Origin of the sequence: Brevundimonas aurifodinae (assembly GCF_040195595.1) — a bacterium.
GTDB classification, from domain to species: domain Bacteria; phylum Pseudomonadota; class Alphaproteobacteria; order Caulobacterales; family Caulobacteraceae; genus Brevundimonas; species Brevundimonas aurifodinae.
In genome coordinates this window covers 1-26,992 of the sequence record NZ_JBEGDD010000010.1, presented here as the reverse complement: position 1 = coordinate 26,992, position 26,992 = coordinate 1, and the positions used below count along the sequence as shown (strand labels likewise).

Annotated in this window: 22 protein-coding genes; 7 read left to right on the top strand and 15 right to left on the bottom strand. The window is 68.3% G+C overall.

The window, feature by feature from the left end; all coding sequences use genetic code 11:
* Positions 1 to 9: 9 nt before the first annotated feature.
* From ABN401_RS12090 to ABN401_RS12060, 7 genes are all read right to left on the bottom strand, one after another.
* On the bottom strand, positions 10 to 1,062 hold the full coding sequence (locus ABN401_RS12090) for a hypothetical protein (protein WP_349685107.1): 1,053 nt from the start codon (positions 1,060 to 1,062) through the stop codon (positions 10 to 12).
* Complete coding sequence (locus tag ABN401_RS12085) at positions 1,059 to 2,639, bottom strand: glycosyltransferase family protein (RefSeq protein ID WP_349685106.1); 1,581 nt, start codon at positions 2,637 to 2,639, stop codon at positions 1,059 to 1,061. Before ABN401_RS12085 ends, ABN401_RS12090 begins: the two co-directional genes overlap by 4 nt.
* Positions 2,636 to 4,285, bottom strand: a complete 1,650-nt coding sequence (locus ABN401_RS12080) for a glycosyltransferase family 4 protein (RefSeq protein WP_349685105.1) — start codon at positions 4,283 to 4,285, stop codon at positions 2,636 to 2,638. The genes ABN401_RS12085 and ABN401_RS12080 overlap by 4 nt, the downstream gene beginning before the upstream one ends.
* On the bottom strand, positions 4,282 to 5,097 hold the full coding sequence (locus ABN401_RS12075; protein ID WP_349685104.1) for a class I SAM-dependent methyltransferase: 816 nt from the start codon (positions 5,095 to 5,097) through the stop codon (positions 4,282 to 4,284). The genes ABN401_RS12080 and ABN401_RS12075 overlap by 4 nt, the downstream gene beginning before the upstream one ends.
* Before the next feature lie 75 nt (positions 5,098 to 5,172).
* Complete coding sequence (locus ABN401_RS12070) at positions 5,173 to 7,242, bottom strand: glycosyltransferase (protein ID WP_349685103.1); 2,070 nt, start codon at positions 7,240 to 7,242, stop codon at positions 5,173 to 5,175.
* Positions 7,239 to 8,150 carry a methyltransferase domain-containing protein gene (locus ABN401_RS12065; RefSeq protein ID WP_349685102.1) on the bottom strand — a complete coding sequence of 304 codons (912 nt, stop codon included), beginning with the start codon at positions 8,148 to 8,150 and terminating at the stop codon, positions 7,239 to 7,241. The genes ABN401_RS12070 and ABN401_RS12065 overlap by 4 nt, the downstream gene beginning before the upstream one ends.
* On the bottom strand, positions 8,143 to 11,841 hold the full coding sequence (locus ABN401_RS12060) for a glycosyltransferase (protein WP_349685101.1): 3,699 nt from the start codon (positions 11,839 to 11,841) through the stop codon (positions 8,143 to 8,145). Before ABN401_RS12060 ends, ABN401_RS12065 begins: the two co-directional genes overlap by 8 nt.
* Positions 11,842 to 12,008: 167 nt before the next feature.
* Here ABN401_RS12060 and rfbC point away from each other — a divergent pair, with 167 nt between their 5' ends.
* From rfbC to ABN401_RS12030, 6 genes are all read left to right on the top strand, one after another.
* Positions 12,009 to 12,584 carry a dTDP-4-dehydrorhamnose 3,5-epimerase gene (rfbC, locus tag ABN401_RS12055; protein ID WP_349685100.1) on the top strand — a complete coding sequence of 192 codons (576 nt, stop codon included), beginning with the start codon at positions 12,009 to 12,011 and terminating at the stop codon, positions 12,582 to 12,584.
* Between the two features lie 27 nt (positions 12,585 to 12,611).
* A complete protein-coding gene (gene rfbB, locus ABN401_RS12050) occupies positions 12,612 to 13,670 on the top strand; it encodes a dTDP-glucose 4,6-dehydratase (protein WP_349685099.1) in 1,059 nt (352 codons plus the stop codon).
* Entirely contained in the window at positions 13,663 to 14,577 is a 915-nt protein-coding gene (gene rfbD, locus ABN401_RS12045) for a dTDP-4-dehydrorhamnose reductase (protein WP_349685098.1), read from the top strand. The genes rfbB and rfbD overlap by 8 nt, the downstream gene beginning before the upstream one ends.
* Positions 14,574 to 15,446 carry a glucose-1-phosphate thymidylyltransferase RfbA gene (gene rfbA / locus ABN401_RS12040; protein WP_349685097.1) on the top strand — a complete coding sequence of 291 codons (873 nt, stop codon included), beginning with the start codon at positions 14,574 to 14,576 and terminating at the stop codon, positions 15,444 to 15,446. The genes rfbD and rfbA overlap by 4 nt, the downstream gene beginning before the upstream one ends.
* Complete coding sequence (locus ABN401_RS12035) at positions 15,443 to 16,909, top strand: hypothetical protein (RefSeq protein WP_349685096.1); 1,467 nt, start codon at positions 15,443 to 15,445, stop codon at positions 16,907 to 16,909. Before rfbA ends, ABN401_RS12035 begins: the two co-directional genes overlap by 4 nt.
* A gap of 126 nt (positions 16,910 to 17,035) precedes the next feature.
* Positions 17,036 to 17,890, top strand: coding sequence for an FkbM family methyltransferase (locus ABN401_RS12030; RefSeq protein WP_349685095.1), 855 nt, complete (start codon positions 17,036 to 17,038; stop codon positions 17,888 to 17,890).
* On the opposite strand, the gene ABN401_RS12025 is transcribed toward ABN401_RS12030, so the two are convergent.
* The 6 genes from ABN401_RS12025 to ABN401_RS12000 form a co-directional block, all read right to left on the bottom strand.
* Positions 17,877 to 18,788 (bottom strand): hypothetical protein, encoded by a 912-nt coding sequence (locus tag ABN401_RS12025; RefSeq protein ID WP_349685094.1) that lies wholly within the window; start codon positions 18,786 to 18,788, stop codon positions 17,877 to 17,879. The two genes, ABN401_RS12030 and ABN401_RS12025, sit on opposite strands and share 14 nt — an antisense overlap.
* Positions 18,789 to 18,790: 2 nt before the next feature.
* Complete coding sequence (locus tag ABN401_RS12020) at positions 18,791 to 19,477, bottom strand: ABC transporter ATP-binding protein (RefSeq protein ID WP_349685093.1); 687 nt, start codon at positions 19,475 to 19,477, stop codon at positions 18,791 to 18,793.
* A 3-nt stretch (positions 19,478 to 19,480) separates the two neighbouring features.
* Positions 19,481 to 20,644: a KpsE/RkpR family capsule polysaccharide export protein gene (locus tag ABN401_RS12015; protein WP_349685092.1), complete on the bottom strand. Its 1,164-nt coding sequence runs from the start codon at positions 20,642 to 20,644 to the stop codon at positions 19,481 to 19,483.
* Positions 20,641 to 21,402, bottom strand: a complete 762-nt coding sequence (locus ABN401_RS12010) for an ABC transporter permease (protein WP_349685091.1) — start codon at positions 21,400 to 21,402, stop codon at positions 20,641 to 20,643. Before ABN401_RS12010 ends, ABN401_RS12015 begins: the two co-directional genes overlap by 4 nt.
* Before the next feature lie 177 nt (positions 21,403 to 21,579).
* Complete coding sequence (locus ABN401_RS12005; protein WP_349685090.1) at positions 21,580 to 22,641, bottom strand: nucleotidyltransferase family protein; 1,062 nt, start codon at positions 22,639 to 22,641, stop codon at positions 21,580 to 21,582.
* Positions 22,638 to 23,639 carry an SDR family NAD(P)-dependent oxidoreductase gene (locus ABN401_RS12000; RefSeq protein ID WP_349685089.1) on the bottom strand — a complete coding sequence of 334 codons (1,002 nt, stop codon included), beginning with the start codon at positions 23,637 to 23,639 and terminating at the stop codon, positions 22,638 to 22,640. Before ABN401_RS12000 ends, ABN401_RS12005 begins: the two co-directional genes overlap by 4 nt.
* 100 nt (positions 23,640 to 23,739) lie before the next feature.
* On the opposite strand from ABN401_RS12000, the gene ABN401_RS11995 reads away from it, so the two are divergent.
* Positions 23,740 to 24,453, top strand: coding sequence for an acylneuraminate cytidylyltransferase family protein (locus tag ABN401_RS11995; RefSeq protein ID WP_349685088.1), 714 nt, complete (start codon positions 23,740 to 23,742; stop codon positions 24,451 to 24,453).
* Here the strand turns inward: ABN401_RS11995 and neuC are convergent.
* Both neuC and ABN401_RS11985 read right to left on the bottom strand, forming a co-directional pair.
* Positions 24,450 to 25,607 carry a UDP-N-acetylglucosamine 2-epimerase gene (gene neuC, locus ABN401_RS11990; protein ID WP_349685087.1) on the bottom strand — a complete coding sequence of 386 codons (1,158 nt, stop codon included), beginning with the start codon at positions 25,605 to 25,607 and terminating at the stop codon, positions 24,450 to 24,452. The genes ABN401_RS11995 and neuC overlap by 4 nt on opposite strands.
* Entirely contained in the window at positions 25,604 to 26,686 is a 1,083-nt protein-coding gene (locus ABN401_RS11985) for an N-acetylneuraminate synthase family protein (protein WP_349685086.1), read from the bottom strand. The genes neuC and ABN401_RS11985 overlap by 4 nt, the downstream gene beginning before the upstream one ends.
* Between the last annotated feature and the right edge of the window lie 306 nt (positions 26,687 to 26,992).

Below are 26,992 nucleotides of genomic sequence, written 5' to 3'. Positions count from 1 at the left end.
GACCGAGGGTTAGGCGACGGAAGCGGGGCCGGTCAACCGGCCCTCGACGGCCAGCCAGGCGTGATAGGTGTTCGGCCCGGTCCGGAAAGGCTCGGGGAAGGCGGCCTGCAGATCGGCCCGGTCGCGGTAGAGCTCGCGCCAGTCCTTGCGGATGGGGGTCCCGTCGTCGAAGGCGGCGAAGGCCCACCAGCGCGGCGGGATGCGCGGATCGCGCGCCTCCTCGATCAGCCGTTTGTACCAGTTCCAGATCTCGTGGACCTCGAAATTGGTCCCGGCATACCGGCGGGTCATGGTGTCGCCGGTCGGCCCCAGCTTGGTGAAGTGCCAGAACCGCAGCGGCGAGCCGTTGACCGTGATCGCGCCGTCCAGCCCGATGTGAACCTTGCGCTTGGACAGGTTCCAGCTGGCGACATTGTAGCCGGGGTCGCGCAGGACGTGGAAACGGTCGAAGAAGGCCGGGACATGGTCGCACCACCGCTGATCGACGAACAGGCCCTTGGGGATGTCGTCGTGACAGAAGGCCAGCAGACGGTCGTTCCACCACCGCGCGAAACGCGCGCCCTGACCGGTCGTGCGGATGGCCACGAAGCCCAGGTTGAAGATGCCGGTTCTCAACGTCGCCAGCTCATTGTCCAGCAGGGCCTGAAGTTCGTCTTCCGGCTCCAGCAGGTGGGGCGTCAACAGGCCGTCATGAGTCTGGAGCGCCTTGACCAAGGGCGACAGGTCGTTCAGCAGCGCCGTGTCCGGATCCAGATAGATGACGATGTCGGCGTCACCCGCCTCGCAGGTCTGATGCAGGAAGGGGCCCTTCACCGCCGTGCAGGCCTCGACAATGTCGTGGCCGAACAGCCAGCCCTCGCCGCGCGGGATGTTCAGATCCTCGAACCAGACGACACGGTCGAACGGCTCGGCCGAGGGGTCGAAATCGATGCCGGGTGGCGGCCGGTCGGTGATGACGGCGACCCGCTCCCAGTCCGGATGATGCTTCTTCAGCGTGCCGAACAGGACGCGCGCCCGGTCCAGATAAGCGAAGGTGAAGCTGGAGAAGACGAGCACCTTCATGTCGCCGCCTCCGGGATCAGGTCCGCGACCATGCCGCTGAAGACGAGGTCGTGGAGAACGGGCTTCCGGTTCGCCCGCGACAGGGTGGCCACCTCGCGCGAGGCGAACAGGGCGCGCAAGCTCGCCTCGTCGGGAAGCACCTGACCGCGTGTCGCCTCACCTGCCACGAAGGCGGCGACGTTGCCGGAGCCGGTGTGGGTCAGGATGGCCGCGCCCGCCGCGACCGCCTCGTGCGCGGCGATGCAGAAGGTCTCGGGCCACAGCGCCCAGAGCACGACGGCGTCCAGATCGAGGGCCTCGATCGCCGGGATCATCGGCTGAGGCTGATCCGGTGTCGGCGCGACCCTGGTGAACCGTGCCGGAACGCGAGGGTCCTCGACGGCCGAGAGGTGATGGAACTCATAGCGATCGTCGGCGGCGAAACGACGGACCAGATCGGCGAAGATCGGCCATCCCTTGTGCAGCGACGGCATGCCGAGGAAGCCGACCCGCAAAGGCCGGTCGGCGCTCGGGACCGACGGCGACGGCTGAACCGGGCGCGGCTCGAGCCGCGCGTGAGGATGGACCACGCTCGCGGCGGGACGGACCGGGAAGCGGTGGCTCCACAGGTCGAGCGCCACCTGCGATGGGGCCACGACGGTCAGGGCGAACCGCTGGAAAACCTCGACGTGGGCGGGCAGCTGGATGCGACGGCGACGGCCGTAGCTGCAGATCTCGCACGCCGCGCTGTCCGGTGACGGCGCCCCGCAGAAGGCGACGTCGTCGCGCATCAGGGCGTAGCCGGCGCACAGGCTGGCGTAGTCGTGCAGCCAGAAGAACCCCTCGGTCACGCCCAGCGCCGCCAGCATGTCGCAGGTCCGCTCCACCGGATGTCCGATCAGGCTGTGGATCGAGACGGTGATTCGACGCCCGGCGAGGGCGGGGGCCAGGGCTTCGGCGACGGTTTCAGGCGTGAAATGCCCGGTCAGCGTGCCATTGAGCAGGACTCCGAGCGTCGGGGTCTCGCGCTCCACATCCACCATCACCCCGGCAGAGCTGGGAAACAGATGCAGGTGATCCGTTCCGCGCCGCGCCAGGGCCTCGGCCTCCAGTCGGATGCACAGCTGAACGCCACCGACGCCCCGGCTGTAGTCGTCATGGGATACCGTCACATGGATTCCTCGCCCGGGCGCGAGCCGGTTTGCGGCATCCGACAGCGTCTGCGCCGGGTCAGGCGCGCGGTCCGGCTGGGCCAGACGCAGGGCGCGCATCCTCTCCTCGATCGGCTTGTCAGCCCACAGAACCTCGTACTGGAACCCCAGACCGTGATCGGTCGCGCGGCCCTCGGCCCGGCCGCTGGTGACCCAGTGGACGAAGGGGTTCACGCCGGCTTCCCGCACATCCAGGTGCAGCGCCAGATAACGGCCCATGGAGAAGTCGGGACGCGGGTCGCGGCCCTCTCCGGCACCGAAGATCAGGAAGTGCTGAAACGGATCGGCCCCCGCCTCGGCGACGTCCTTGTTGGCCGCCAGATAGAAGTCCGGATCGAACTCGGCCCGCACCTGTTGAAGGATTTCTGGCGACAGCGTCAGGCTCACGGCTGGGCCCGCAGGATGTCGAACTTCATCAGCCACATCAGCGCCTTCTCGCTGACGAAGGTTCTGCCGACAGCGGCCAGCAGGGTGCCGATCGTGTGGCTCTTCGCGCTCGCTTCAGCCAGGATAGCTCTGAGCGTGCTTTCGGGCAGGACCGCGTCGTCCATCACATAGTTCGCCATGTGCAGGTCCAGGAATCTGTCCAGCCCGCGCTCGTCCAGCGGCATCGCCGTGACGGTCCAGTCGTCGCCCGGGTGCGCCGTCGGATGGTCCTGGAACAGGGCGAAGGGGTCGGGCCGAAGGGGGAAGGGCACCGGCGGTCGGGTCCTCAGCGACGCCGCGGCCCGGCGCAGCTCGCCAAGGTCGGCAGCGAAGTCGCAGTATCGGTCCAGGATCACGGGCCAGTCGTAATCCGCGACCGCTCGGGCGCGTCCCGCCTCGCCCATGCGTCGGCGCAGGGCGGGGTCCGACGCCAGATCGACGATCCGGTCGACCAGAGGTTCGAACGCGACCACCGTGGCCATGCTGGCCCGGCCGATCAGGAAGTCATAGTTGTCCTGGCCCAGGGCGTGCCGCAGACCCAGGTCCGCGCCCGTTCCCCATGCCGGGGCCGGGGCCAGGGTCGGAATGCGGAAGCCGTCGACGCCTTCGCGCACCGTGTCCTTGTAGCCGTTCCAGTCGCTGACGAGGTTGGGCAGGCCCGCCGCCATGGCCTCGACCGGCGTCAGGCCAAACGTCTCCTGGATGTTGTCGGACAGGCTGGTGAAGACGTCGGCCGCCTTCCACGCGTTGTCATAGTCCGCGTCGACCGCGCCATCGATCTCGATGAAGCGAACCGACGGAGCCAGTTCGGCCCGAGCCTCGCGATAGCTCTTGGCGATCTGCTCATTGGGATAGACGCCGGCGTCGATGCAGACGACCCGCTGCGAGACCCGCGCCTGCGCCGCCTCGGCCGCGCGATAGAAGATCGCGGGATTGGCCTTTCCGTGGAACACCAGCCGCCCCGCGAACAGGAAGGCGACGTCATCGTCTGACAGGCCCAAGGCACCGCGGGCCTGGGCGATCCGATCCGGTGTCCGCGCCCGGGCGGGCGCGTCGACGCCAAGCGGAATGACCTTCATGGCCGGGGTGTTGAACCGGGTCGCGCCCAGATGCTCGACCTGCCAGTCGCGCATTTCGGCCTGCAGTCTTCTGGCCACCGACAGGGCGACGGTCGAGGTGCAGATGAGCCCGTCCCAGGGCTGGAACGGGGCGATCGCCAGCCGGCCCAGACTGTCCATCGCCGCCTCGGACGACAGGGTGTGGGTCACTCCGAACAGGCTGTAGGACGTCGGCCCCCGCGTGTTTCTGGCGTGGGCGAGGTCGAGGGTCACGGGTGCGGGATAGTAGACGGCTCCCAACTGGCTCAGCACGTCGTCGCCGGGGGCCATTCGCCAGCGCACCGTCCCGGTGAAGCCGTCGCCCTTCAGCTGTCGGGCCATGGCCTGGCCGGGCGCTCGACTGGCCCCGAAGCCGTGGATCTCTCCGTCGGTCCAGCGTCGGGCGACGCCCTTCATCAGGGCCTTGCCCGCGCTCTGGCGGCCCATGATCTTGGCCGACGTCGAATAGGCGTCGCCGGTGTAGCAGAGGGCGAAGTTCGGTCCGCTCAAGCCGCCATGCTCCAACCCTTGGGCCGCATGACGAACCATGGAGTCGGCGACGAGCGATACTCCCAGGTCGCCAGCAGTTGATCCAGATGGGGCAGTTCCAACAGCCAGCCCGGCATGTCGACCCCACGCGGTTCCGTGGACCTCAGGGAGATGTCGTGGGTCGCCGAGAAGCGAGCGAGCATGGTCGCCACGATGTCTGGATGCTTCTGCGGATGGGTTTCCATGATGATGGCCAGATGGCCGAGAGCCGGCCAGGTCTGGGGGCGCATCAGCTCTTCCTCGAAGCCCTCGGTGTCGATCATCACCAGGGTGCGTCGGTCGGCGAACAGTTCGAACATCTCGCCGGTGAAGGTCTCCCCGATCACGATGCGATCGGCCACGCCGTTCTTTTCGGCCAGCCCCTTGCACCCGGCGCGAGCCTTGGGATCGGTGTCGTAGGCATGGATTGTGACCCCGGGCATCATGCGCGCAAGACCGACCGCGTAATAGCCCTCGGCGCACCCGATATCGACGATCGCCTCTAGACCCTCCTCGGCGAACGCGGCCAGGTCGCCGTGCAGTTCGGCTTCGTAGCAGCCCAGCAGCCGCGGCAGCAGACAGCCCTCGGTGGAGTAGTTCAGATACTCCATGCCCTTGAACGGCCCACTATATATGGTCAGGCCGTGATGGCTGGCGAAGGTGTTTCCCAGCACGGTCTGGCGCCACATCGCCATGCGACGCAGCAGGCCGTTCAGCAGCTTGGGATCGTCCAGCCGATGATCCATGGGCAGCGATCGTCGGATGATGTCGGCGGTCGCTTTCGATCCGGCCATATGGGCAGTGTCCGCTTTCTCAGGTCAGGCTTGGGCCTGATGGTCGGGGTCAGGTGACATGGCGCACCGGCCTCGTCAAACGCCCTTGCTGACGCTTGCTGGAAGGGCCCATGGGTTGGGCGCAGCGCTCGCGTCCAGGTGCTTGATGACACGACTGAGCGGCAGGTCGCGCAGGCCATCGTAGGGGCGATGCATTTCCGCCGCCCACTGCGGGTTGTAGCCGGGGTCGTAGAACAGGGCCTCGCCCCAGCGGACGTGCATGTCGGCCAGCTCCGCGTCATCCCACGAGACTTTTTCGGGGTTGTCGTTGAAGCCCCGGGTGCGCGATTCGTGATGGATGGCTTCGATGTCGGCGGCATAGACGACCGCCAGCCCGGCTCGGCGGGCCTTCAGGCAGAAATCGATGTCGTTGTAGGCGATGGCCAGCCGCTCGTCGAAACCGCCGACGGCATCGAACGTCTGGCGGCTGCAGGCCATCAGGGCCCCCGTGACCGCCGCCACGGGCCGGGAACGCCGCCAGCGCGCCAGCGGGCCATCGGGCTCGACCGGGGGCAGCTGACCGTCATGAACCGGACGACCGGCCCAGGCTCCCAGCAGAATCCCCCCGTGCTGGAGCCCGCCGTCCGGATAGAGCAGGCGCGCGCCGACGACGCCGACGCCCTCCCGTCCCAGCCAGCGGCGCAGGCGATCGTCCCAGCCGGACGTCTGCATCTCGATGTCGTTGTTGGCGAAGACCAGGATGTCCTGGCTCCCTGTGGCCATGCCCCGGTTGTTGCAGCGCGACCAGTTGAACGGTTCGTCGTGGGCCAGGACCGAGACGCCCGGCTCGCTCGCGAGCGCCGCCAGGGCCAGGGGAGTGTCCGCATCACGGCTGCGGTTATCCAGGATCAGGATGTCGATCTGGGCGGGGTCGCTCGCCCGGTCGCGCAGGGTGCGGACGGCGCGGGTCAGCATGGCCGCCTCGTCGCGGGTCGGGATGACGACCAGAATCCGTCCCGGCAGCGGGCCGCCCGCATCGCCTGCATTCGATACGGGTGCGGACGCCTGACCGGTCGGTACGCTGGACAGCAGACGGGGCAGATGAGCGACCGGCCCCGACCGGATCGCGGCGTCCAGGGCCTCCATCGCCGTCGCTCCCGGCCCGGAGGTCAGGACGACGGTCGGCGGGTCGGGATTGGTCTCCAGATCCAGCGCGTGGGCCATCGACTGGAACGCGGGCGAGTGCCTCACCAGGCCCTGACGCCAGTCGAGATCGTATCGGTCATGGTCGGCGTAGATGGCGGTCGCGCCGGTGCGCTCCAGACCGAAGGCCAGCCATCCCAGCGCCTCGGGATCGAGGACGGCGCCGGCCGGGATGTGAAGAACGGTGCCTTTTGCCCCGCTCTGCGACGCGTCCGCCGCGAACCGCACACAGCCTTCGCCGAGCCCCAGACTGGCGACGGGGTGATCGACCATGGCGGCGTCCGCCCCCACCACGATGGCGGACCAGCCGGTGTGACGCTGGTCCAGCAGACTGGTCAGGGTGGCCCGCAGCATGGCGGGCGTCGCGTCCCCGGCCGCGATCAGGGCCGTCACCGTCAGCGTGGCCGCGCCGGGCGGTGGGGTGATGGGAAACCGGCGGCGAAAGGCGTCGTGGGCTTCAGGCGGAAAGATCGACTGCTCGGCGATCTCGCGAAGGCGGGTCGTCACGCCGTTCATCTCGGCGGTCAGTTTGGCCATCGCCTGCGCCGCCTCTGCCCGGCCGTCCAGAAGCCCGGGCAGGTCGCCGCGCCCGCCCAGCCGCACCAGTTCCACTTTCGCCGGGACCAGCTCGGGGTCGATGGCCAGCGCGTCCGAATAGGCTTGCCGCGCCGCCGCGTCTTGACCTAGCAGCTTCAGGGCATGGCCCAGCTGAAGCCGGACGTCGGCGTCCTCCGGCATCTCTTCCGCCGCCTGACGATAGGCGGCCTGCGCCTCGGCCAACTGACCGGATTCCTTCAGCGCGTGCCCCATCTGAACGCGAAGCGAGGGGCGGGCGGGGTCCAGCGCCAGGCTGTCGCGGTACAGGCGCGCGGCCCCGGCCCAGTTCCGCGCATCCCGCGCCCGGTCCGCCTCCTCGGCCAGCCGTCCGGCCTCGCGCAGGTCCCAGGCGGAAGGATCGGTCACGCCATTGGCTCCCGGACCAGCACGGCCATGAACTCGTTGCGTCCGTATGGCGTGGAATAGATCCTCAGCGGCCGGAAGGGCGAAAGGCCCAGCGTGTGCAGGCCGCCCAGCACCCGGCGAAACGCGTCCGGCGTGAACTGCCAGGCATGGACGTCGATATAGCCGCCCGCCGCCGCCTCGATCTCGTTCAGCGCATAGTCGATGCGGCCGTCCAGACCGTCGGGCGCCGGACCATGGTCGCCCTGCCAGTGACGCAGGGTGTCGTTGTGGCAGGTGAAGGCCCGGTGCTCGATCACCGACTTGGCGGTGTGCAGCGCGCGCTTCTCCACATGGGCCCCGACCACGGAGGCGAGGTCCAGATCAGGCAGGAAGTGGTCGAAGCAGAACCGCCGGTCGGGGATGACCAGCATATAGACCCCGCCCGGGGCGACGGCCTCGCCGGCCTGTCGCAGGTGGCCGATCAGGTCGGGGTGGTGCTCGATGTTGTGGCAGCTGAAGATGATGTCGAAGTCGGCCCCGCGCGCGGACTCCAGGCTCGGCGTGTAGTGGATCACCTCGGGAACCCGGCCGACGTCGCGGCCCAGCTCGCGGCCCCAGGCTCTCAGGGCGTCGCCGTCCAGAACATCGAAATAGCGGACGTTCGGCCCCTCGAACATGGGATGGGTGAAGGGCCCGACCTCCAGCACCCTGGCCTCGGCCGGGACCAGTCCGACGAAGGTCTCACGCAGCGACGCCAGCGACGCCAGCCGGCCTTCGTTTCGGCCATAGGTCTCCCAGTGGAAGGCCATGGCGGCGTCGTCCTTGTCAGCGAGGTCGCCGTGCGTCGCCCTCAGCACGTCGAAATCGACCTCGGCCGGCCAGTCGATGGCCACCGCGCGCCTGTCCAGAACGGTCGCCGGCTCAGTCATCGCGCGCCAGCACCGCCATGAACTCGTTGCGATTGACCGGCGTGTCATAGACCCGGAACGATTTGAACGGGATCATCTCCAGCTCGATCAGCGTCGACAGGATGCGGCGCAGGACGGGCGGCGTCAGGTGCCAGGCGTGGACGTCGATATAGTCCTCGCCCTTCTCCTCGATGTGCTGAAGCGCCCAGGTCAGCCGCTCGCGTTCCAGCACCGAGACGTCGTCGTGGTCGCCCTGCCAGTGCCGGACCGGATCGTTGTGGTCCATCAGCACGACCTGGTCGATCACATTGCGCCGCGTGTTGCGGGTGCGGCCGCGCGCGTCCAGCACATCGGCGATGGTGGAGGCTGGCCGCTTCTGGTCGAAGCAGAACCGCTTGTCCGGGCAGATGATCCAGTAGAGGCCGCCGGGCTTCAGCGCCGCCGCCGCCTGCTGCAGGTGGGTGACCAGGTCAGGCTGATGCTCGATCGCATGGCTGGAGAAGACGGCGTCGAAGTCGGCGCCCGCCGCCTCGCCCAGGCCCCGGGTATAGTGGATCTCGGCCGGACAGCCCTCGGGATCGGCACCCTCGGCGGCGGCGAAGGTTCGCAGGCTTTCGGCGTCGAAAACATCCAGATAGCGGACATTCGGACCCTTGAAGGCGGGGGTGAAATACGGCCCGATCTCCAGCAGTCTCGCGTCCGGATCGATCATCGGCAGGAACAGTTCACGCAACGCCACATCCGCCGCGATCCGCCCCTCGGCCCGCCCGTGGCTCTCCCAGTGCGACAGCAAGAAGGCGTCGTCGCGATCGGCCAGATCCTCGTAACGGCGCCGCAGGACATCGGGCGAAACCTCGGGCGGCAGATCGGCGAACCGCTGGACGCGCGGGCTGGGCGGCGGCGGGGCCTCGGACCACGGCGGCGGCGGCGGGGCCGGCTTGACCCGCTTGGACGGGGCCTCGGCGGCGCGGGGGCGTTCCATCCGCCACGGCACCGGCACCCGGGGCGGGTTGGCGACGACGAAGTCTCCTCGCTCCAGGCTCAGGTTCGGCGAATAGAACGGGTCGTTGTCCAGAACCTGGGCCCAGCGGTCGCGCATGGTCGCCGCCTCTGCGGCCAGGCGCTCGGCCCGTTCGCCGCTGGCGTCGCTGCCGCGCGACTTGGACTCCTTGTGGATCAGGGTGATGTCGGGATCGCCGACGATCTTGTGGCCGGCCGCCCGGACCTTCAGGCACAGGTCGACGTCATTGTAGGCGACGCGCAGGTCGGGATCGAACCCGCCCGCCTCGGCGAAGACCTCGGCGCGCACGAACATGCACGCGGCGGTCACGGCGGCGAACTGTTGCATCAGCCGCGCCTTGCCGAAATAGCCGGCGTCGTCGCCGGGCTGACCCAGATGCGGCGCGCCCGCCACCTTGTGATCCGCCATGCCGGTGATCAGGCCGAAATGCTGCAGCGTGCCGTCCGGATACAGCAGCCGGGCGCCGACCATGCCCACGCCTGGCACGGCCAGCAGGGTGCGCGCGCGCTGAAGCCAGTCGGTCGTCAGGACCTCGGTGTCGTTGTTCAGGAAGCAGAGGATCTCGCCCGTCGCGGCCCGGGCGCCGATGTTGTTGATCTCGGAGAAGTTGAACGGCGCATCGTGACGGATCACCCTGGCGGTCCCGTCCGCCTCGATCTGGTTCAGATACTCCAGGCTGGCCGGATCGGTCGTCCCGTTGTCGATGACGATGATCTCGCTGTGCGCGTGATCCGACGCCAGGATCGAGTCCAGACAGGCCTGAAGCTCGTCGCCGTGATCGCGGGTCGGGATGACGATCGATACCGTCGTGGTGAAGTCCCGGGTCCGGGTCAGGCCCGTGCAGCCCGGCGCGAACCCCTGGACCGAGCGCAACGGAAACCCGCGCCGATCGAAATGACCGTTGATCGCGGCGCCCGCCGCGTGGATCGCATAGCCCTTCTGATCGGCCGAGACCGCGGTCGATCCCGGGATCGCCCGCCAGTGATAGAGGACGTGAGGGATGTGGACGACGGCGTCGTCGCCGACGATCTCGGCGCAGCGCAGCAGCAGATCGTAGTCCTGGCTGCCCTCGAGCCCCAGCCGGAAGCCGCCGATCTGTTCCAGCAGGTCGCGGCGATAGACGCCCAGATGGCTGACCATGTTGTGGCCGTACATCAGGAAGGGATCGTAGCTGCCCTTGAAGTACGGCTGCACCCGCTCGCCCGATAGGGTGACCTTGTCCTCGTCCGAGAAGAAGACCCGCCCCTGCGGGTGCTGGTTGATGTACCAGGCCACGGTGAACAGGCAGTAGTCGGGCACCAGGTCGTCGTGATCGACCAGCACGATCCACTCGCCGGTCGCCAGCGCCAGGGCCGAGTTGCTGGCCGCCGAGATGTGGCCGTTGTGACGCCGCGCGGCGATCTTGATGCGGGGGTCGCGCCGCGCGTACCGCTCCAGCGTCTCCAGCACCGCCGGGTCCGGCGACCGGTCGTCGGCGACGCAGATCTCGAAGTCCTGGTAGGTCTGGTTCAGCAGTGAATCCAGACACTCCTGCAACAGCCCCACTGGCGTGTTGTAGACCGGCATGACGAACGAGAAGGTCGGCCGCTTGGGCAGTTCCGCCGTCATTTCGGCGATGCGGACATAGTCGTCGCGGGTCGGCTCGACCCAGCGGCGACGCCAGAACTCGTAGTGAAGGGCGCGGGTGCGATAGGGTACCGAGAGCAGTCGCGTGACCCGATGGGCGTCCTTGGCCCTCAGACCCTTGGAGCGCAGGGCGTGGCGGGCGGCCGTCAGATCGTCCTCGATCGCGATCTCCGGAGGATAAGCGGCGCGTGCGGCGTCGATCGCGGCCTCGATGTCGATGTCGGCGATGAAGGCGATGCGATCAATCCGGATGTCGGTCGACCCGTCATGGGGGTCGAAGCGGACCGCCCGCAACAGGTCGGGCCGCGCCAGCGCCACCGTGACGTCGAGGGTGTCGGTCCCGGTGCAAGGCGGCAGATCGATCGCCTCGTTCGGGTCGAAGCCGTGGCCATAGTCCAGATAGAGGCGGCCTTGCGGAGGGCCGTGTTCGTCGGTGCCCGCCATGCGGATGGCGAGGCCCGCCATGGCCGCGTCCTCGGGCGCCTCCATGATGCGCAGACAGAACCACGGATCGTTGGAGATCAGCCGGTAATGGCCGGGTCCCAGAGTGATCACCCCGGCGCTTTCGCTGAGGAACAGGCCCTCCAGTCGACCCGCCAGGCCCCTCGCGCCCTGCGCCGCCAGGGCCTTGGTGACGGGCTCCGTCAGATGCTTGGCCAGGGGCGACGCCGATAGCGCCTCGGCGATGGTGGGGCTGAGGTCGATCTCGGCCGCGCGCATCAGCAGCTCGGCCGCGCGCTTGGGCTTGCCGAGTGTCCGCTTCAGCGTGCCGTAGTGAAGCAGAAGGTCGGTGTCTTCGGGCCGCAGGGCCAGGGCGCGATCATAGGCCTGATCCGCCTCGACCAGACGGTTCGTGTCCTTCAGCATGTGGCCCAACTGGACCCAGATCGGGAAGTCGTTGGGAAAGGCCTTCAGGTGCTCGCGATACCCCTCGGCGGCCCCGATGAAGTCGCCGGCGTCGCGCGCGGCGTCGCCGGCCGAGCGGGCGGGCGATTCCTGCAGCGAGGGATCGATCGGCACGGCCTCGACCGGAGGCTTGAGGGCGTCGACCAGAGAGCGGATCACGGAAATCTTCAAGAAGCCCTCAAGGGTCGCAGTATCGCCGGGCCGGACGGCCCATGGCGGCTTACCAATCCTGAGGCCGCGCGCCAATGGTCTGATGGGTCGCGCGCGCCCTTGCCAAGAACGCGTCGGGGCGGCTAGGCGCGGAGCCTCGTCACCCGGAGCGCGCCATGTCCACGACCGTCCAGCTGATCGAGACCCGCCGGTTCGGCGACGACCGGGGCTGGTTCTCCGAGACCTGGTCGCGGCCCAGGTTCGCCGCACAGGGCATCGATCTGGACTTCGTCCAGGACAACCAGTCCTGTTCGATCCATGTCGGTACGATCCGGGGCATCCATTTCCAGCGCGCGCCCCACGCCCAGGCCAAGCTGGTCCGCTGCGTGCGGGGGTCGATCGTCGACTATGCCGTGGATCTGCGGAAGGGCTCGCCGACCTGGGGGCAGGTCGCCTTCGCGACGCTCAGCGCCGCCAACGGCCGCCAGCTGTTCGTGCCGGTCGGCTACGGCCACGCCTTCGTCACCCTCGAGCCGGACACCGAGGTCGCCTACAAGGTGTCCGATGTCTATGCGGGGGACTGCGACGGCGGCGTCGCCTGGGATTGCCCCGAGATCGGCATCGGCTGGCCCCTGCCGCCGTCCGGCCCGGTGCTGTCGGACAAGGACAAGGCCCTGCCGCCTCTGGCGGACTTCGACAGTCCCTTCGCTTATGACGGGGTCCCGATGGCGGCGAAGGGCGATCTGGGCTAGGTCGCGGCCCCGAGGAGAGACGGCTTCATGCGCATTCTGGTCACCGGCGGCGCCGGCTTCATCGGCTCGGCCCTGGTCCGTCGCCTGATCGAACACACCGAGCACGAGGTGCTGGTGTTCGACAAACTGACCTATGCGGGGCTGCTCAGCTCGCTGGAGCCCGCGTCGAAGTCAAACCGCTACGGCTTCGTCCAGGGCGACATCTGCGACGCCGAGGCCGTGCGCGCCGCCCTCGCCGATTTCCAGCCCCAGGTCATCGCCCACCTGGCGGCCGAGAGCCACGTCGACCGCTCGATCGACGGCCCGGGCGAGTTCGTCCAGACCAATGTCGTCGGCACCTTCACCATGCTGCAGCAGGCGCTGGGCTACTGGCGGGGCCTGCCCGACGCCGACAAGGCCGCCTTCCGCTTCCACCACATCTCGACCGACGAGGTGTTCGGGTCGCTGGGCGAGACCGGTCTGTTCTCCGAGACCACGCCCTATGACCCCCGCAGTCCCTACTCGGCGTCCAAGGCGGCGTCCGATCACCTGGTCAGCGCCTGGGGCCACACCTATGGCCTGCCGGTCCTGATGACCAACTGCTCGAACAACTACGGGCCCTATCATTTCCCCGAAAAGCTGATCCCGTTGATCATCATCCGCGCCCTGAACGGCGAGCCTCTGCCGGTCTATGGCGATGGGTCCAATGTGCGCGACTGGCTGTTCGTCGACGACCACGCCCGCGCGCTCCAGGCCGTGTTCGAAAAGGGCCGCCCGGGCCAGACCTACGCCGTCGGCGGCAATGCGGAGCGCAGGAACATCGACGTCGTGCGCGCCATCTGCGCCAGCCTGGACAAGAAGCGCCCGCGCCCCGACGGAGCTCCTTACGCCGACCAGATCACCTTCGTCACCGATCGCCCGGGCCACGACGCCCGCTATGCCATCGACGCCACCAAGATTCGCGACGAATTGAGCTGGGAACCCTCTGTCACCTTCGAGACGGGTATCGAACAGACCGTCGACTGGTATCTGAACAACCGCGACTGGTGGCAGGCCATCCTGGACGGCCGCTACAAGACCGAGCGGCTGGGCGTCGCGAATGGTTGAGGACGCCCCCTACGAAGTCCGCGACATCCTGATCACCGGTGGGGCCGGGCAGGTGGGGCTGGAGTTGGCCCGCGCCGACTGGCCCGCAGATGTCCGCCTTCACATGCCGACGCGGGATCAGCTCGATCTGACGGATGCCGACGCCGTCCGCGTCGCCTTCGCCGCGACGCCGTTCCGGGCCGTCATCAACTCCGGCGCCTATACCGCCGTGGACAAGGCCGAGACCGAGGTCGCCGCCGCCTTCGCCGCCAACGCCATGGGCCCGGCGATCCTGGCCGAGGTCACCCGCGCGGCGGGCATTCCCCTGATCCAGGTCTCCACCGACTATGTCTTCGACGGCTCGGGCGAGCAGGACTATGCGGAGAGCGATCCGGTCGGGCCGCTGGGCGTCTATGGCGCGTCGAAACTGGCGGGCGAGGTCGCGGTCACGACCGGCAATCCCCGCTCGGTGGTGATGCGCACCGCCTGGGTGCTCAGCCCCCACCGCGCCAACTTCCTCAAGACCATGCTGCGCCTCGCCGCCGACCGGCCGGCCCTGCGCGTCGTCGCCGATCAGGAGGGCTGCCCCACCTCGGCCCGCGACATCGCCGAGGCCCTGAAGACCATCGCCCTGCGCATGATCGACGACGCGGGCGCCCCCACCGGCGTCTATCATTTCGTCAACGCGGGCTCGACCACCTGGGCCGGACTGGCGGCTGAGATCATGGCCCTGTCGGCCGCGCGCGGCGGCCCCTCGGCCACGGTCGAGGGCATCCCCACGGCCGACTACCCCACCCCCGCGCGGCGCCCCTCGAACAGCCGGCTGGACACCTTCAAGATCACTCGCGACTACGGCATCGCGCCGCGCCCCTGGAAGGACGCGGTGGCCGAGATCGTCGCCGAACTCATTCCGGAGACCACACGATGAAGGGCATCATCCTGGCCGGCGGGTCCGGCACCCGGCTGCATCCCATGACGCTGGTCACGTCCAAGCAGCTGATGCCGATCTACGACAAGCCGATGATCTACTATCCGCTGTCGACCCTGATGCTGGCCGGCATCCGCGAGGTGCTGATCATCTCCACTCCGCGCGACGTGCCCAGCTTCCAGGCCCTGCTGGGCGACGGATCGAAGTGGGGCATGGACATCCAGTACGCGGTCCAGCCCAGCCCCGACGGCCTGGCGCAGGCCTATATCATCGGCGCGGATTTCGTGGCGGGCGGCCCGTCGTCGCTGATCCTGGGCGACAACATCTTCTACGGCCACGGCATCATCGACCTGTTCAAGAGTGCGATGGACCGGCCCAGTGGCGCGACCGTCTTCGCCTATCACGTCAACGATCCGGAGCGGTACGGCGTGGTCGAGTTCGACGCCGACATGCGCGCCTTGTCGATCGAGGAAAAGCCGCCGGTCCCCAAGTCGCCCTGGGCGGTCACGGGCCTGTATTTCTACGACGAACAGGTGGTGGACATCGCCGCCAACCTGAAGCCCTCCGCGCGCGGCGAGCTGGAGATCACCGACGTCAACCGCGAATACCTGAACCGCGGCCAGCTGTCGGTCGAGATCATGGGCCGCGGCTTCGCCTGGCTGGACACGGGCACGCCCGACAGTCTGCTGGAAGCCGCCGAGTTCGTGCGAACCCTGGAAAAGCGCCAGGGCTTCAAGATCGCCTGCCCCGAAGAGATCGCCTTCGACCAGGGCTTCATCGACCGGACGCAGATGGAGGCCATCGTCACCGCACTCGGCAAGAGCGACTACGGCCGGTACTTGCGCACCACGGTGCTGGAGCGGAAATGACGATGGGGGCGCGGGCGACCCTGATCGGTCTTCTCGCGCTCGGCCTGTCCGGCTGCGCGGTTGATCCGGCGCGGGGCCAGTCGCCGGACCCCACCGAGTTCTTGATCCAGATGGTCTGCGTGGACGCCAGCGACCAGGCGATCTTCGCCGATCCCGTGTCCTGCCCCGACAGCCGACGCAAGCTCCGCCCCGGCGAGCCCTTGCCGTATCACAAGCTCGATGTCGGCGGTTATCACGTCAGCGACAGCTTCCCGGTCGAAGACCCCGATCCCTCCAACTTCGGGGCCCGCACCCTGGGGGTCCAGACCTACTTCTTCACCGACGCCTGGGACCTCGACCCGGCCTTTCCGCGCCAGGTCCATCTGGATCCCGCACGCGGTGGCTACAACATCATGGGCGCGAGCGAAGACTGGGTCGCCTTCCTTGGCACCTCGGACCCCGGCTCCTACTGGCAGCCCTGGTGGCGGCCGGATTGCGATCTCGGCGGTTGGCGGCTGTTCCCCAACAGCGAACGCGCGCTCCGGGGTGGAGACGACGCTTCGCCCACGACCTTCGCGCCCAACTGCGAGCAGCGCATCCGCACAAGCGCGGCGCGGGTGGAATGGCGCTTCGTGCCCGACCATCCCTATGTCGTCGACCCGGCCGATGAGGACCGGACGCGGCGTCTGGACTCGCTTCTGGTTCGCCACTTCGCCTCGGGCTACGGCTCGATGGAAACAAACTGGTTCACGCGCGAATACGGCGCGACCCGGTGGGAGGCCTGGCGCGCGGGTGAGGGCCTGACGCCGGAGTTCCTGAAGGCCCGCTGCCCCGCCTCGACCTACGACGCGGTGTTTCACGGCCGGGCCATGTCGATGGTCGACTGCCGCACATGGACGACCCTGATCCGGCCCGAGGGCGGGTCGTGGGAGCCGGACGGCGTCTCGGCGCTCGATCCGACGATCCGAACCTTTCCGGTCGATCCGCTCTATCTGTCGGGCAACCTGCTGTTCAACAGCCACCTGGGCGGCCCCTATGTGCCCGAGGGCGACTATGCCTGCGAGACCCGCGCCTGGGACAGCGAGGGAGAGGGGGCCGAGCTGACGTTCGGCGACGTCACCGGCCCGCCGTGGAACGCCAACGGCGCCTGCATGCGTACAATCCGCGCCGAGACCCTTCCGGCCCGCGATTGGGGCCAGACCATCGACGCCCCGCCACCGGGCGACTACCGCTTCGGCGCCAGCCTGTTCGCGCCTGGCCTGGCTCGCGGCGAAGAGGCGAGCGCCGAGATCGTGGTGACGCAGAGAGACGGCGAAGGGCGGGTGCTGGCGACCGAGCGGCTGCCGATGCGGGTTATCGACCGATACCGGACCTTCGAGGGGCGTGTACGGGTGGTCGAAGGGGCGAGCGAGGTGAGGGTGGCTGTGGTTCCGGGATCATCGGGTGAAGTGTTAGCCATTACAGGACTTTTCCTCTTTCGTTGATGGTGCCCGGCCAACAGGCATTTTCTCACTAACGGCCGTTTCCAATCGTCTTTCGCGCCCCTAGAGAGATGCGGCCGGAGCAGGCGGTGCGGTATGCGTTTTCCCCCTTGGGCCAAGAGAGTGCGAATGACAGCTTCGGAAGGAAGTCTCGTCGGGTTGAACGAGCTTTTGTCGTTCGACAGATGGACGCTCGAACGCCGAAGCCGCGCGCTCTGTCAGACCGCCTTCCTGGGCTATCAGGTCACGCTTTGCCGGGTGCTTGGGCGCTACAAGCTGTACATGCCCACCACAGACATCGGGTTCGGCGCCCACATGATGCTCGACGGGTTCTGGGAGCCGTGGCTGACCGTCTTCATGGCGCAGCGCTTGAAGCCAGGCATGCACGTCGTCGATGCCGGGGCCAACCACGGCTATTACACGGTCCTGTTCGCTGACATCGTCGGTACGCAGGGGCGTGTCGCCGCCATCGAGGCAAACCCGAACACAGCGAAATTCCTACGGCAGACGCTGTATGTGAACGGGTTCGATGATCGGGTCACTGTCATCGAAAAGGCGCTAGGCGATGTCGATGGGCGGGCGATCACGTTTGAGACGCCAAGTTCTGAACCTAAGAACGCGAGGATTGTCGCCGATTCCGAGGCTGGTAGCGAGGGGACGATCCAGGTAACCAGCGCACGGCTCGACACCTTGCTCGCGGACTGGCCGACTATCGACTTCATAAAATTGGACGTTGAGGGGGCAGAAGAGGCGGCCCTGGCCGGCGCCTCAGGCATCCTTCAAGCCCACCGCCCCGAACTGCTGGTAGAGTTCAACAGCCACAGGTGCCAGGACGCCGCTGGGCTTCTGGACCGGCTGGAGGCGCTCTATGGTCACGCCCCCCATTATGTCAATCACGACAGCGCCTTGACGCCTGTGTCGCGTGCTGAGTTGCTCGATCCGCTAAACCGCGAAGACTGGATGCTCTCGTTCAAGCGAGCGTGAATTGTGGCTCCGACACGTAAGCCACTGTCGCTCCCAGAAAGTCCAGTCGCCCATCGAAAGCGCCTTCCATGATCCAGAGGCGTATTTCAGCCATGGCGCTGTCGGGCCAGACATGTTCGAGTTCGATTTCGTAGACGCCTGGCGCATTGGGGCTGACTGAGGTGGACTGAAAGTCCGCAGGCGTGCCCCAATCGATCCTGAACTCCCGCTTGCACGCCTGCTCATCGACGGCGAAGCGAACCTTCGCCCGCCAAACGCCGGCTGGCAAAGCAAGATAGGGTCCGTACACCAGAATTCTGGGCCGCCCTGTGACGTCCAGTTGCCCGGCAGCATCCCAATCACGCGCCGCTCGTTCGTCATACTGAAAAATTCTTTCGGACCAGACGGCTTCAAGTCCCGGTTGCGGTGCGCCGTCCGCGAACAGAGACAGAGCAGTCCGGACCGCTGGGCGGACCGGGACGACATCGCCCGCACGCGGCGGCTGAATCGACAACCAGTCCGTCAGGCTGAAGCGGCGTTCGCGGATATGGTTCAGCTGATTGCCGCTCACCACAAGGGCACCCTCGGCCCCTTGATCGACGGCCCGAGCGAGGAGGAGAGACGCTTGCCAAACGCTGTGCGGCGCATAGGTCCCCCGAGCATCGGCGACGGCCTCCGGCGCTGTGTCCGGCCGGGGCATGAAGACCACGATCGGCTTCTGGCCAAACTGGCGGGGAAGAAGGGCGTCTTCGGTTAGCCAGACCTCGTTGTAGGCTGGTTCACGCCCGGCATCTGACAGTCGATCCGCGTCGACGAAGGTCAGTTCTGCCTCACTCACAGCCGAAGCGATCGCCTCCCGCCACGCCTCGTCATCAGCAGAGGGCGTCAGAATTATCCATTGCGGCGGAACGCCCGCCACCACTACGCCGCCCTCAGCCAGGTATAGACTTCCACCGCCTCGTCGATGTCCTCGAACAGCTTGGCCTTGCCGCTTTCGATGATCAGGGCGCGGTCGCAGTGGCGGGCGATCAGGTGGGTGTCGTGGCTGGCCATCATGAACGACCGGGTGGCGCGGCGCTCGAACAGCTCTTCCTGGCATTTCTGCTGGAAACGGGCGTCGCCGACCGCCACCAGTTCGTCGATCAGATAGCAGTCGAACTCGATCGCCAGCGACAGGCCGAAGGCCAGGCGCGCGCGCATGCCGGAAGAGTAGTGCTTGACCGGCAGCTTCAGCGACGAGCCCAGCTCGGCGAAGTCGTCGACCCGCTCCAGGATCTCCTCATAGGGGCGGCCGTAGACGCGCGAGATGAAGCGGATGTTGTCCAGGCCCGACAGGCTGCCCTGAAAGCCGCCGCCGAAGCCGATGGGCCAGGACGACGACATCAGCCAGCGGATGCGGCCCTCGGTCTCGGGCAACACGCCGCCCAGCATCTTGATGAGGGTCGACTTGCCCTGGCCGTTCCGTCCCAGGATGGCCAGCCGCCCGCCCCGCGCCAGATCGAAGCTGAGGCCCGTGAACAGCGGCTTGGTCGCGCCGTGATAGGTCATGCCCAGGTTCTGGACACTGAGACCGGGCGGCGCGGCGATTTCCTCCAGGACGGCGGCCATCGATCAGTCCTGGCGATGCTCGCGCACGCCCGCCCAGATCAGCCAGCCGATGCCATAGGCCAGCAGCGACGAGGCCAGGACCGTCAGGACGGCCAGCCAGCGCTTGGGCTGGGCCGGTTCGTCCGGCAGGCTGGGGCTGACGACGCGGTCCAGATACAGCTTCTGGCGGCGGGCTTCCTGTTCGGCGGTGATGACGGCGGCCGTGGCCTGGGTCAGTTCGCGGTCGGCCAGTTCGCGCGCCAGGGCCAGGTCCTCATAGACGCTGATCATGGGGGCCAGGGAGCTGGAGGTGCCCGCCATGCGGCTGCGCTCGATTTCGATCTGCTGCTCATACGCGCGGATGCGGCTGTCGAAGGTGGGCAGCTGCGGGCTGTTGGGGGCCTCGGCGGCGACCTGGGCCCGTTCGGCGCGCAGGCCGGCGACCTGGGCCTGAAGCCCGCCGATCAGCTGGGAGCTTTCGCGCGCGACCAACTGGGGATCGATGATCTGCTCGCGGTTGCGGAAGGCGGTCAGCTGCTGCTGGGCCCCGGCCAGACGGGCGCGGGCCTCCTCGCGGGCCTGCTGGGCCTGGGCCACGGCGTCGGCGGAGGACCGCTCGTTCATGCGGTTGATCAGCTGCTCGCCACCGCTCAGCAGCGACTCGGTCAGGGCCTGGGCGTCGCGCGCCCGGAAGGCCTCGACGCGCAGGGTCGAGATGCCGGTGGTGGAGTCGTAGCCGACCGTGACGAACCGCTGGAAGCCTTCGTGCAGCCCCTCGTTGGAGCGGTCTTCCCAGGGGCGGGGATAGCGTGAGAAGGCGTCGGCGCCGCGCGGCCCCAGGATGGCCGGCAGATCATAGCGCCGCGACAGCTCGCGCAGGGCGTCGCGCGAGGTGATGTATTCGTGGACCGCGAAGGCGTCGGTCTGGGTCGGGGCGATGCCGATGCCCTGGAGCGCCACGCCGATGGTCGACGGCGTCGACTGTCCGGCCGCGCGCACGATGAACTGGGTCTCGGACACATACCGGGGCGAGGCGATCAGCAGATAGTAGATCGCCGCCAGCAGCGTCGGCAGGGCGATGACCAGGATCGCCGCCACCGGAATGCGCCGCCACCAGGCCGGACGATCGCGCTCGAACGTCAGCAGCTTGGGGATCGGCCCGATGTAGTTGAGCTTGGTCTCGGTCATTCGATGGCAACCCGGTTCTTGGCCCCCGCCAGCAGGATCATGCCTGTGAACAGCATGACCGCGCCTGACAGAAGGGCATAGTCGGCGTGGTAATAGGTGTCCACGAACTCGCCGAAAACCCCCGCGCGCACCATCTCGATGGCGTTGGGGAAGGGCACCCAGAGGAATGGTTCACGATACTGCGCCGGCAGCCACGAGACCATGAAGAAGGCCCCCGACAGCGGGATCATGGCATAGGTCAGGATCGGCACCAGCCGCTCCATCACCTCGAACCGGAGCGACAGGCCGGCGAACACCAGGGCGATGCCCACCCCTGTCCACCCCACCATCAGCCAGCCGCCGTAAAGCAGCAGCCAGTCGGCCGGCAGACTGACCTGGCCCATGGCGATCAGCGTCAGATAGACCACGACGAAGGCCACCGTGCCTCCGGCGAACTCCATCAGGTTGCGGGCGAAGAAGATATGCATGATGCCCACCTGGCGGTGATGCAGCAGGCCGATATTGGCGTTCAACGCGCCGATGCTGAAGCTGATCATATGGCGATACATCAGCAGCGACATGTATCCGGTCATGACCAGCGGCCCCAGGCGGATGCCGTGCTCGTACTCGGGCTTGATCAGCGTCCACATGAACAGCACGCCGAAACAGAACATCAGCGGTTCGCCGATGACCCAAAGGAATCCCAGACCCTCGCGGCCGAAGCGCGTGGTCATCTCGCGCATCAGAAGCGCGCCGATGATCCTGAAATGCCGGCTCAAGGAAATACACTCACAGGGGTCGAGGAAAGGCGCGTGGTCAGGGTCCGCATGCCCGACAGGCCGGCGGCGGGCCGATACCCTGGCTCGCGGTTCGGCTGACCTGAAAGAGACGACGCACCCGGCCGGGAACATACGCGGACGCGCGGGCTTCGCAAGCGGCCAGAAGGTGTCGGGCGCTCAGGCCGGGTCGAACACGGCGCCGAAGTCGCTCTGGGCGCTCTCGAAGTCGGGCGGCCGACCGATGTCCAGCCAGTATTCGTGGATCGGATAGGCCCCGACCATCGCCCCCTCCGCCGCCAGCGAGGCCAGCAGTTCGGGCATGTCATAGGGGCCCTCGGCCGGGACCCGCGACAGCACCGACCCGTCCAGGCAATAGACCCCGGCGTTGGCCAGCCAGCGAAAGGTCGGCTTTTCGCGCAGCGCCGTCATCCGCACCCCGTCCACCTCGGCCACGCCATGGGGGGCCTGGAAGGCGTGTTCGCGCACGCACAGGGTCGCCACGGCCCGGTTCTCGATATGGAAGTCCACCAGATCCCCGAACGCCATCCGCGTCAGGACGTCCCCGTTCATCACCAGCATCGGCTGTATGATCGGATCGGCCACCAGCGACAGGGCCCCGGCGGTGCCGCGCGGATGATCCTCGCGCAGGTAGCGGATCTCGACCCCCATTCCCGAGCCGTCGCCGAAATGATCCTCGATGATCTCGGCCAGATAGTTGACCGCCAGGCGGAAGCGGTGAAACCCCTGCGCCTGCAGCCGCTCGATGATGGTTTCCAGCAGCGGCCGGCCCGCGACCTTCAGCATCGGCTTGGGGCAGGTCTGGGTCAGGGGCGCGAGCCGGACGCCCCGCCCCCCGGCCATGATGACCACCAGATTGTCGCGCTGCGTCCCGGCGGAGACCGCGTCGGGATACAACCCCACGACCCGGTCGTTCCGGTCGAGCACCGGGGCCAAGCTGACGCCCCTATCGGCCAGCCGCACCCGCGCCTCGGCCTCGGACCCGTCCAGCCGCAGGGCGACGGGCGCGACGTTCATCACCGCCGAGACCGCGTCCTCCATGCTCAGCCGTCGCATCAGGCCGCGCCGGATGTCGCCGTCCGAGACCGTGCCCAGCAGGCGTCCATCACCGTCGACCACGATCAGCAGCTTCTTTCTGACCGCGTCCATCCGCTCGATGGCTGCCAGCAGCGGCGTGTCCGGCGTGATCAGATTGCCCGTGATGTCGCCACCCCCGGTCACACCGCGTACTCCTCGGGCCGATAGAGAGCCGGGTTCTCGCGCACGAAGGCGACGACCCGCGCCAGGCCCTCTTGGATGTCGACCGTCGGGGCCCACCCCAGCCGCTCTCGCGCCAGGGTCGCGTCGGCGCACAGCCGCTCGACCTCGCTGGCCGGGGGCCTCAGGCGGCTCTCGTCCTCCTCGACCACGAACGCCATTCCGGCGGCCTGCGCGATCAAGGCCGGCAGATCGCCGATCCGGGTCTCGCGCCCCGTGCCGGTGTGGACGGTCAGTCCCTCGATCCCCTCCACCGTGCCGGCTTTCAGGAAAGCGGTCACCGTGTCGTCGACATAGACGAAATCGCGCGTCGGCCGGGTGTCTCCCAGCCGGATCGGCCGTCCGGCCAGCAGCTGGGTGGTGATGGTCGGAATCACCGCACGGGCGCTCTGGCGCGGCCCATAGGTGTTGAACGGCCGCAGCGTCACGACCGGTGCGCCGAACGACCGGTGATAGCTCTCCGCCAGCTTGTCCGCCGCGATCTTGGAGGCGGAGTAGGGCGACTGGCCGACCAGGGGGTGGGCCTCGGTCATCGGCACGACCTGCGCCGAGCCATAGACCTCGCTGGTCGACGTATGGACCAGCCGCCCGACGCCCAGCTCCCGCACCGCCTGCAGCACATTCAGCGTGCCCAGGATGTTGGTCCGCACATAGCTCTCGGGCGCAAGATAGGAATAGGGAATGGCGATCAGCGCCCCCAGGTGGAACACCAGATCCGTGCCCCGGACGGCGTCGAACACGCTGTCGCGATCGGCCAGGTCGCCCCTGCGCACATCCACCTGTGCCCGGATCGCCGACCGGTCCAGCCAGCCGGCCTCGCCGTCGGAGGTATAACGCACCAGGGCCCGCACCTCGGCCCCCGCCTCGACCAGCCGCTCGCACAGCCGGCTGCCGATGAAGCCGCCGGCCCCGGTGACCAGCACGCGGCGGCCGTTCAGGGCCGGAATGGAGGTGTCGGTCATGGCCGGTGTTTCGCCTTCCAGGCGCCGCAGGGGACCAGAAGGCCGACCGGGCGCGAATCAGAGTCTAAATGACCCTCCGCAGGGCGTCACGGAGAGCGACATGGTCGGCGAGGGCGCGAACGTCGGCCGGGTGCTGGGTCTGGTCCCTGCGAGGGCCGGGTCCCAGGGGCTGCCCGGCAAGAACACGCGTGATCTCGCGGGCCGTCCCATGGTGGCCTGGACGCTCGAGGCCTGCCGCGAGTCCACCGTGCTGGACCAGGTCGTGGTGTCCACCGACGACGAGGCGGTGGCCGGCATCGCGACGGACCTGGGCTTTGCGCCCCCCTTCCGCCGTCCGGCCGCCTTGTCAGGTCCAACGGCGTCCGTGATCGACGCGATCGAGCACGCCCTGGAGCAGATCGAGGGGCGCTGGGACTATGTCGTGCTGCTCCAGCCGACGTCGCCCCTGCGTCTGGGGGCTGACATCGACGGCGCGGTCCGGCTCTGTCACGACACGGGCGCTCCTGCCGTCATCGGCGTTTCGCCCGTTCTCAAGCCCCAGACCTTCTACGGCCGCCTGACCCCCGACGGCACCTTGCGCGCCGACGCGGCCCGACCGGACGAGCCGGTCGTCATCAATGGCGCGGTCTATGTCGGCCGACCCGAGGTCTTGCTGAAATCCCGCACCTTTCAGGGATCCGGTACCCGGGGGTGGCTGATGCCGCCGGAACGGGGCTGGGACGTCGACACGGCCTTCGACTTCACCGTCTGCGAGGCGCTGTGGCCCCATGTGCGCGGCGAGGGGGCCGCGCCGCTCGACAGTATCCGGCGCTAGCGAAAATCGACGAAGGGCTTGCGCGCCAGTCCCGTCAGATCCGTCCGCTCCAGGATGTCCACGATCCGGCGGCCTGCCGTCCCGTCCCCGAACATAGGCGGCAGCGCCCGCGCCGCCGCGCCGAACGCGGGCGTCAGGGCCTTGGACAGCGCCGTGCGAATCGCTCCGGGCTCCAGCGCGCAGTCGATCACGCTGGCGGGCTTCAGACGGCCGTCCTGTCGGCGACCGACATTGACCGAGGGCACACCGGCGGCCGGGGCCTCGATCACGCCGCTGGACGAGTTGCCGACCACCACATCGCAGGCGGTCAGGGCCGCCGCATAGCCGCGCGCGCCCAGCGATTCGACCAGCCGCACCTGCCCGGACCGTTCCGCGGCGAAGGCCGAAAGCGCGGCCCGTATGGCACCCGCGCCCGCGTCCGCATTGGGCTGGGTCATCAGGATCGGGCGATCCGATACGCTCCGCAGGCCGTCCAGGAATGCGGTGATCTGATCTTCCGGCGTGTCTTCGCCCAGGGTCTCCGGATGAAAGGTCGCCAGGACGAAGCCCTTGGACAGATCCAGTCCGTCCAGAGCCTCGACATCGGCGGGCGCGGCTCGACCCAGGGCCATCAGGGTGTCGACCCCCGTGGATCCCACCGTGAACACCCGCTCCGGGGCCTCCCCCATCTGCAGGATACGTTGGCGATAGGGTTCGGCGGCGGTGAAATGCAGGGCGGCGAGCTTGGTCACGGCATGACGGATGGAATCGTCGATCGCCCCCGCCGTCCGGTGCCCTCCCTCCAGATGCAGGATCGGCAGTCTCAGGGGCACGGCGGCGCAGGCGGCGGCCAGCACCTCGGTCCGGTCGCCCAGCACCATGACGGCGTCCAGCGCGAGAGCGGCATAGGCCCGGGCCACGCCCGCCAGGGTCGCGGCCATGTCAGTGGCCACCGAGGCCCCGTCGTCTCCCGCCAGGGGCACCGGCACGGTGGCGTCGATCTGGCGCCCGTCCGCCTCGATGTCCGAAACCGTTCGTCCGTGCGCCGGCGACAGATGTGTCCCGCCGACGATGAGCCGGGACTCGAGCCTGTTCGAGCTGTCCAGAGCCTCCAGCACAGGCCGCAGCAGGCCGTACTCGGCGCGCGTCCCGGTGAAGACGCCGATCCGCGTCACGCCTCGATCCACGCGCCGACCGCATAATCCCGGTCGGCCGGTCGGCCGGTGATCTCCCAGAGCCGCGCCGGCTCCGCGCCGCCGCCGGCCCGTCGCGCGGCGACATTATGGGGACCCACGACCTCCCCCGCGCGGATGGCCTGGGTGGCGACCAGGCGTCTGCGCGCGACGGCCATATTGATCCGTTCGGCCTCGACCGGACCCTTGTCGGCCGATCCCAGGGCCTCTGTGACCCGGCGGGCCCCGAGGACCATGGCGGCCATCTCGGCGGGTTCCAAGGACGCCTTGTGGTCCGGCCCCGGCCGACCCCGGTCCAGCGTCAGATGCTTCTCGATCACCCGCGCGCCTCGCGCCACGGCGGCCAGGGCGACCTCGATGCCCAGGGTGTGGTCCGACAGGCCGGGAACGACCCCCAGCGCGCCGTAGGTGTCGATGACCCTCAGATTGGCCTGGTCGTGGGGGGCCGGATAGGCCGTGACGCACTGCAGGACCATGGTGTCCGCCAGGACCGTCTCCGCGTCCGACAGCGTCAAGGCCTCGCGCACCGCCGACAGCGAGGGTCTGGCCGTCGATTCGGCCAGGCGGCCGAACACGACCGTCCCCAGCGCGTCCCTGACCTCCTGCAGGGTGGCCATGCCCGTCGAAAGGATCAGCGGCCGGCCGAGCCGGGCGAGATCCAGCAGAAAGGGCAGGTTGGTCAGTTCCCCGGAGCCGACCTTGATCCGGCCCATGCCGAGCTCGTCGACCAGAAACCGGGCGGACCCGATGTCGAACGGGGTCGACAGGAAGGCGATGCCGCAGGCCTCGGCCTCACGCGCGATCCGGCCCCAGGCGGTCATGGGCAGCGCCAGCCGTCGCAGCATGCCCGTCTGATGTCCGCCCTCGCCGGCCGCAGCCTGATAGGCGGCGGTCGGGGCGTCCGACGTGGCCAGTTCGTCGGCGTCGAAGGTCTGGAACTTCACCGTCGGCGCGCCGGCCTCGGCGGCGGCCTGGACCAGCCGCAGGGCGTCGGCTTCCACGCCGTCGTGATTGACGCCCGCCTCGGCGATGATCTCGCAGGTCGAATTCGTCTGGCTCATGGGTCTGGCTTAGACAGGTTCGCGGGGACGAGAAAGCCGTCGTGGGTCCGGCCCAGGCTGGCTTGGGGCTCTGGGCGCCGATGGCGGGGCGGAATTCGTCTGTAGCTTCAACATCACGCTTCCTGCGCGACCGTGGGGTATCGGAGGGAACCTATCGACCTGATGCGGCAACGCTGTTATGACGCCCGCAAGGCGGTGAGACCGCCCCAGAAGATCAATTGTGGCTGCGGAGGGCTCACACCCATGCGTTTCAAGACCTTGTTCCTGGCGACCAGTGCGGCGGCGGCTCTCGCCCTGTCGGCTGGT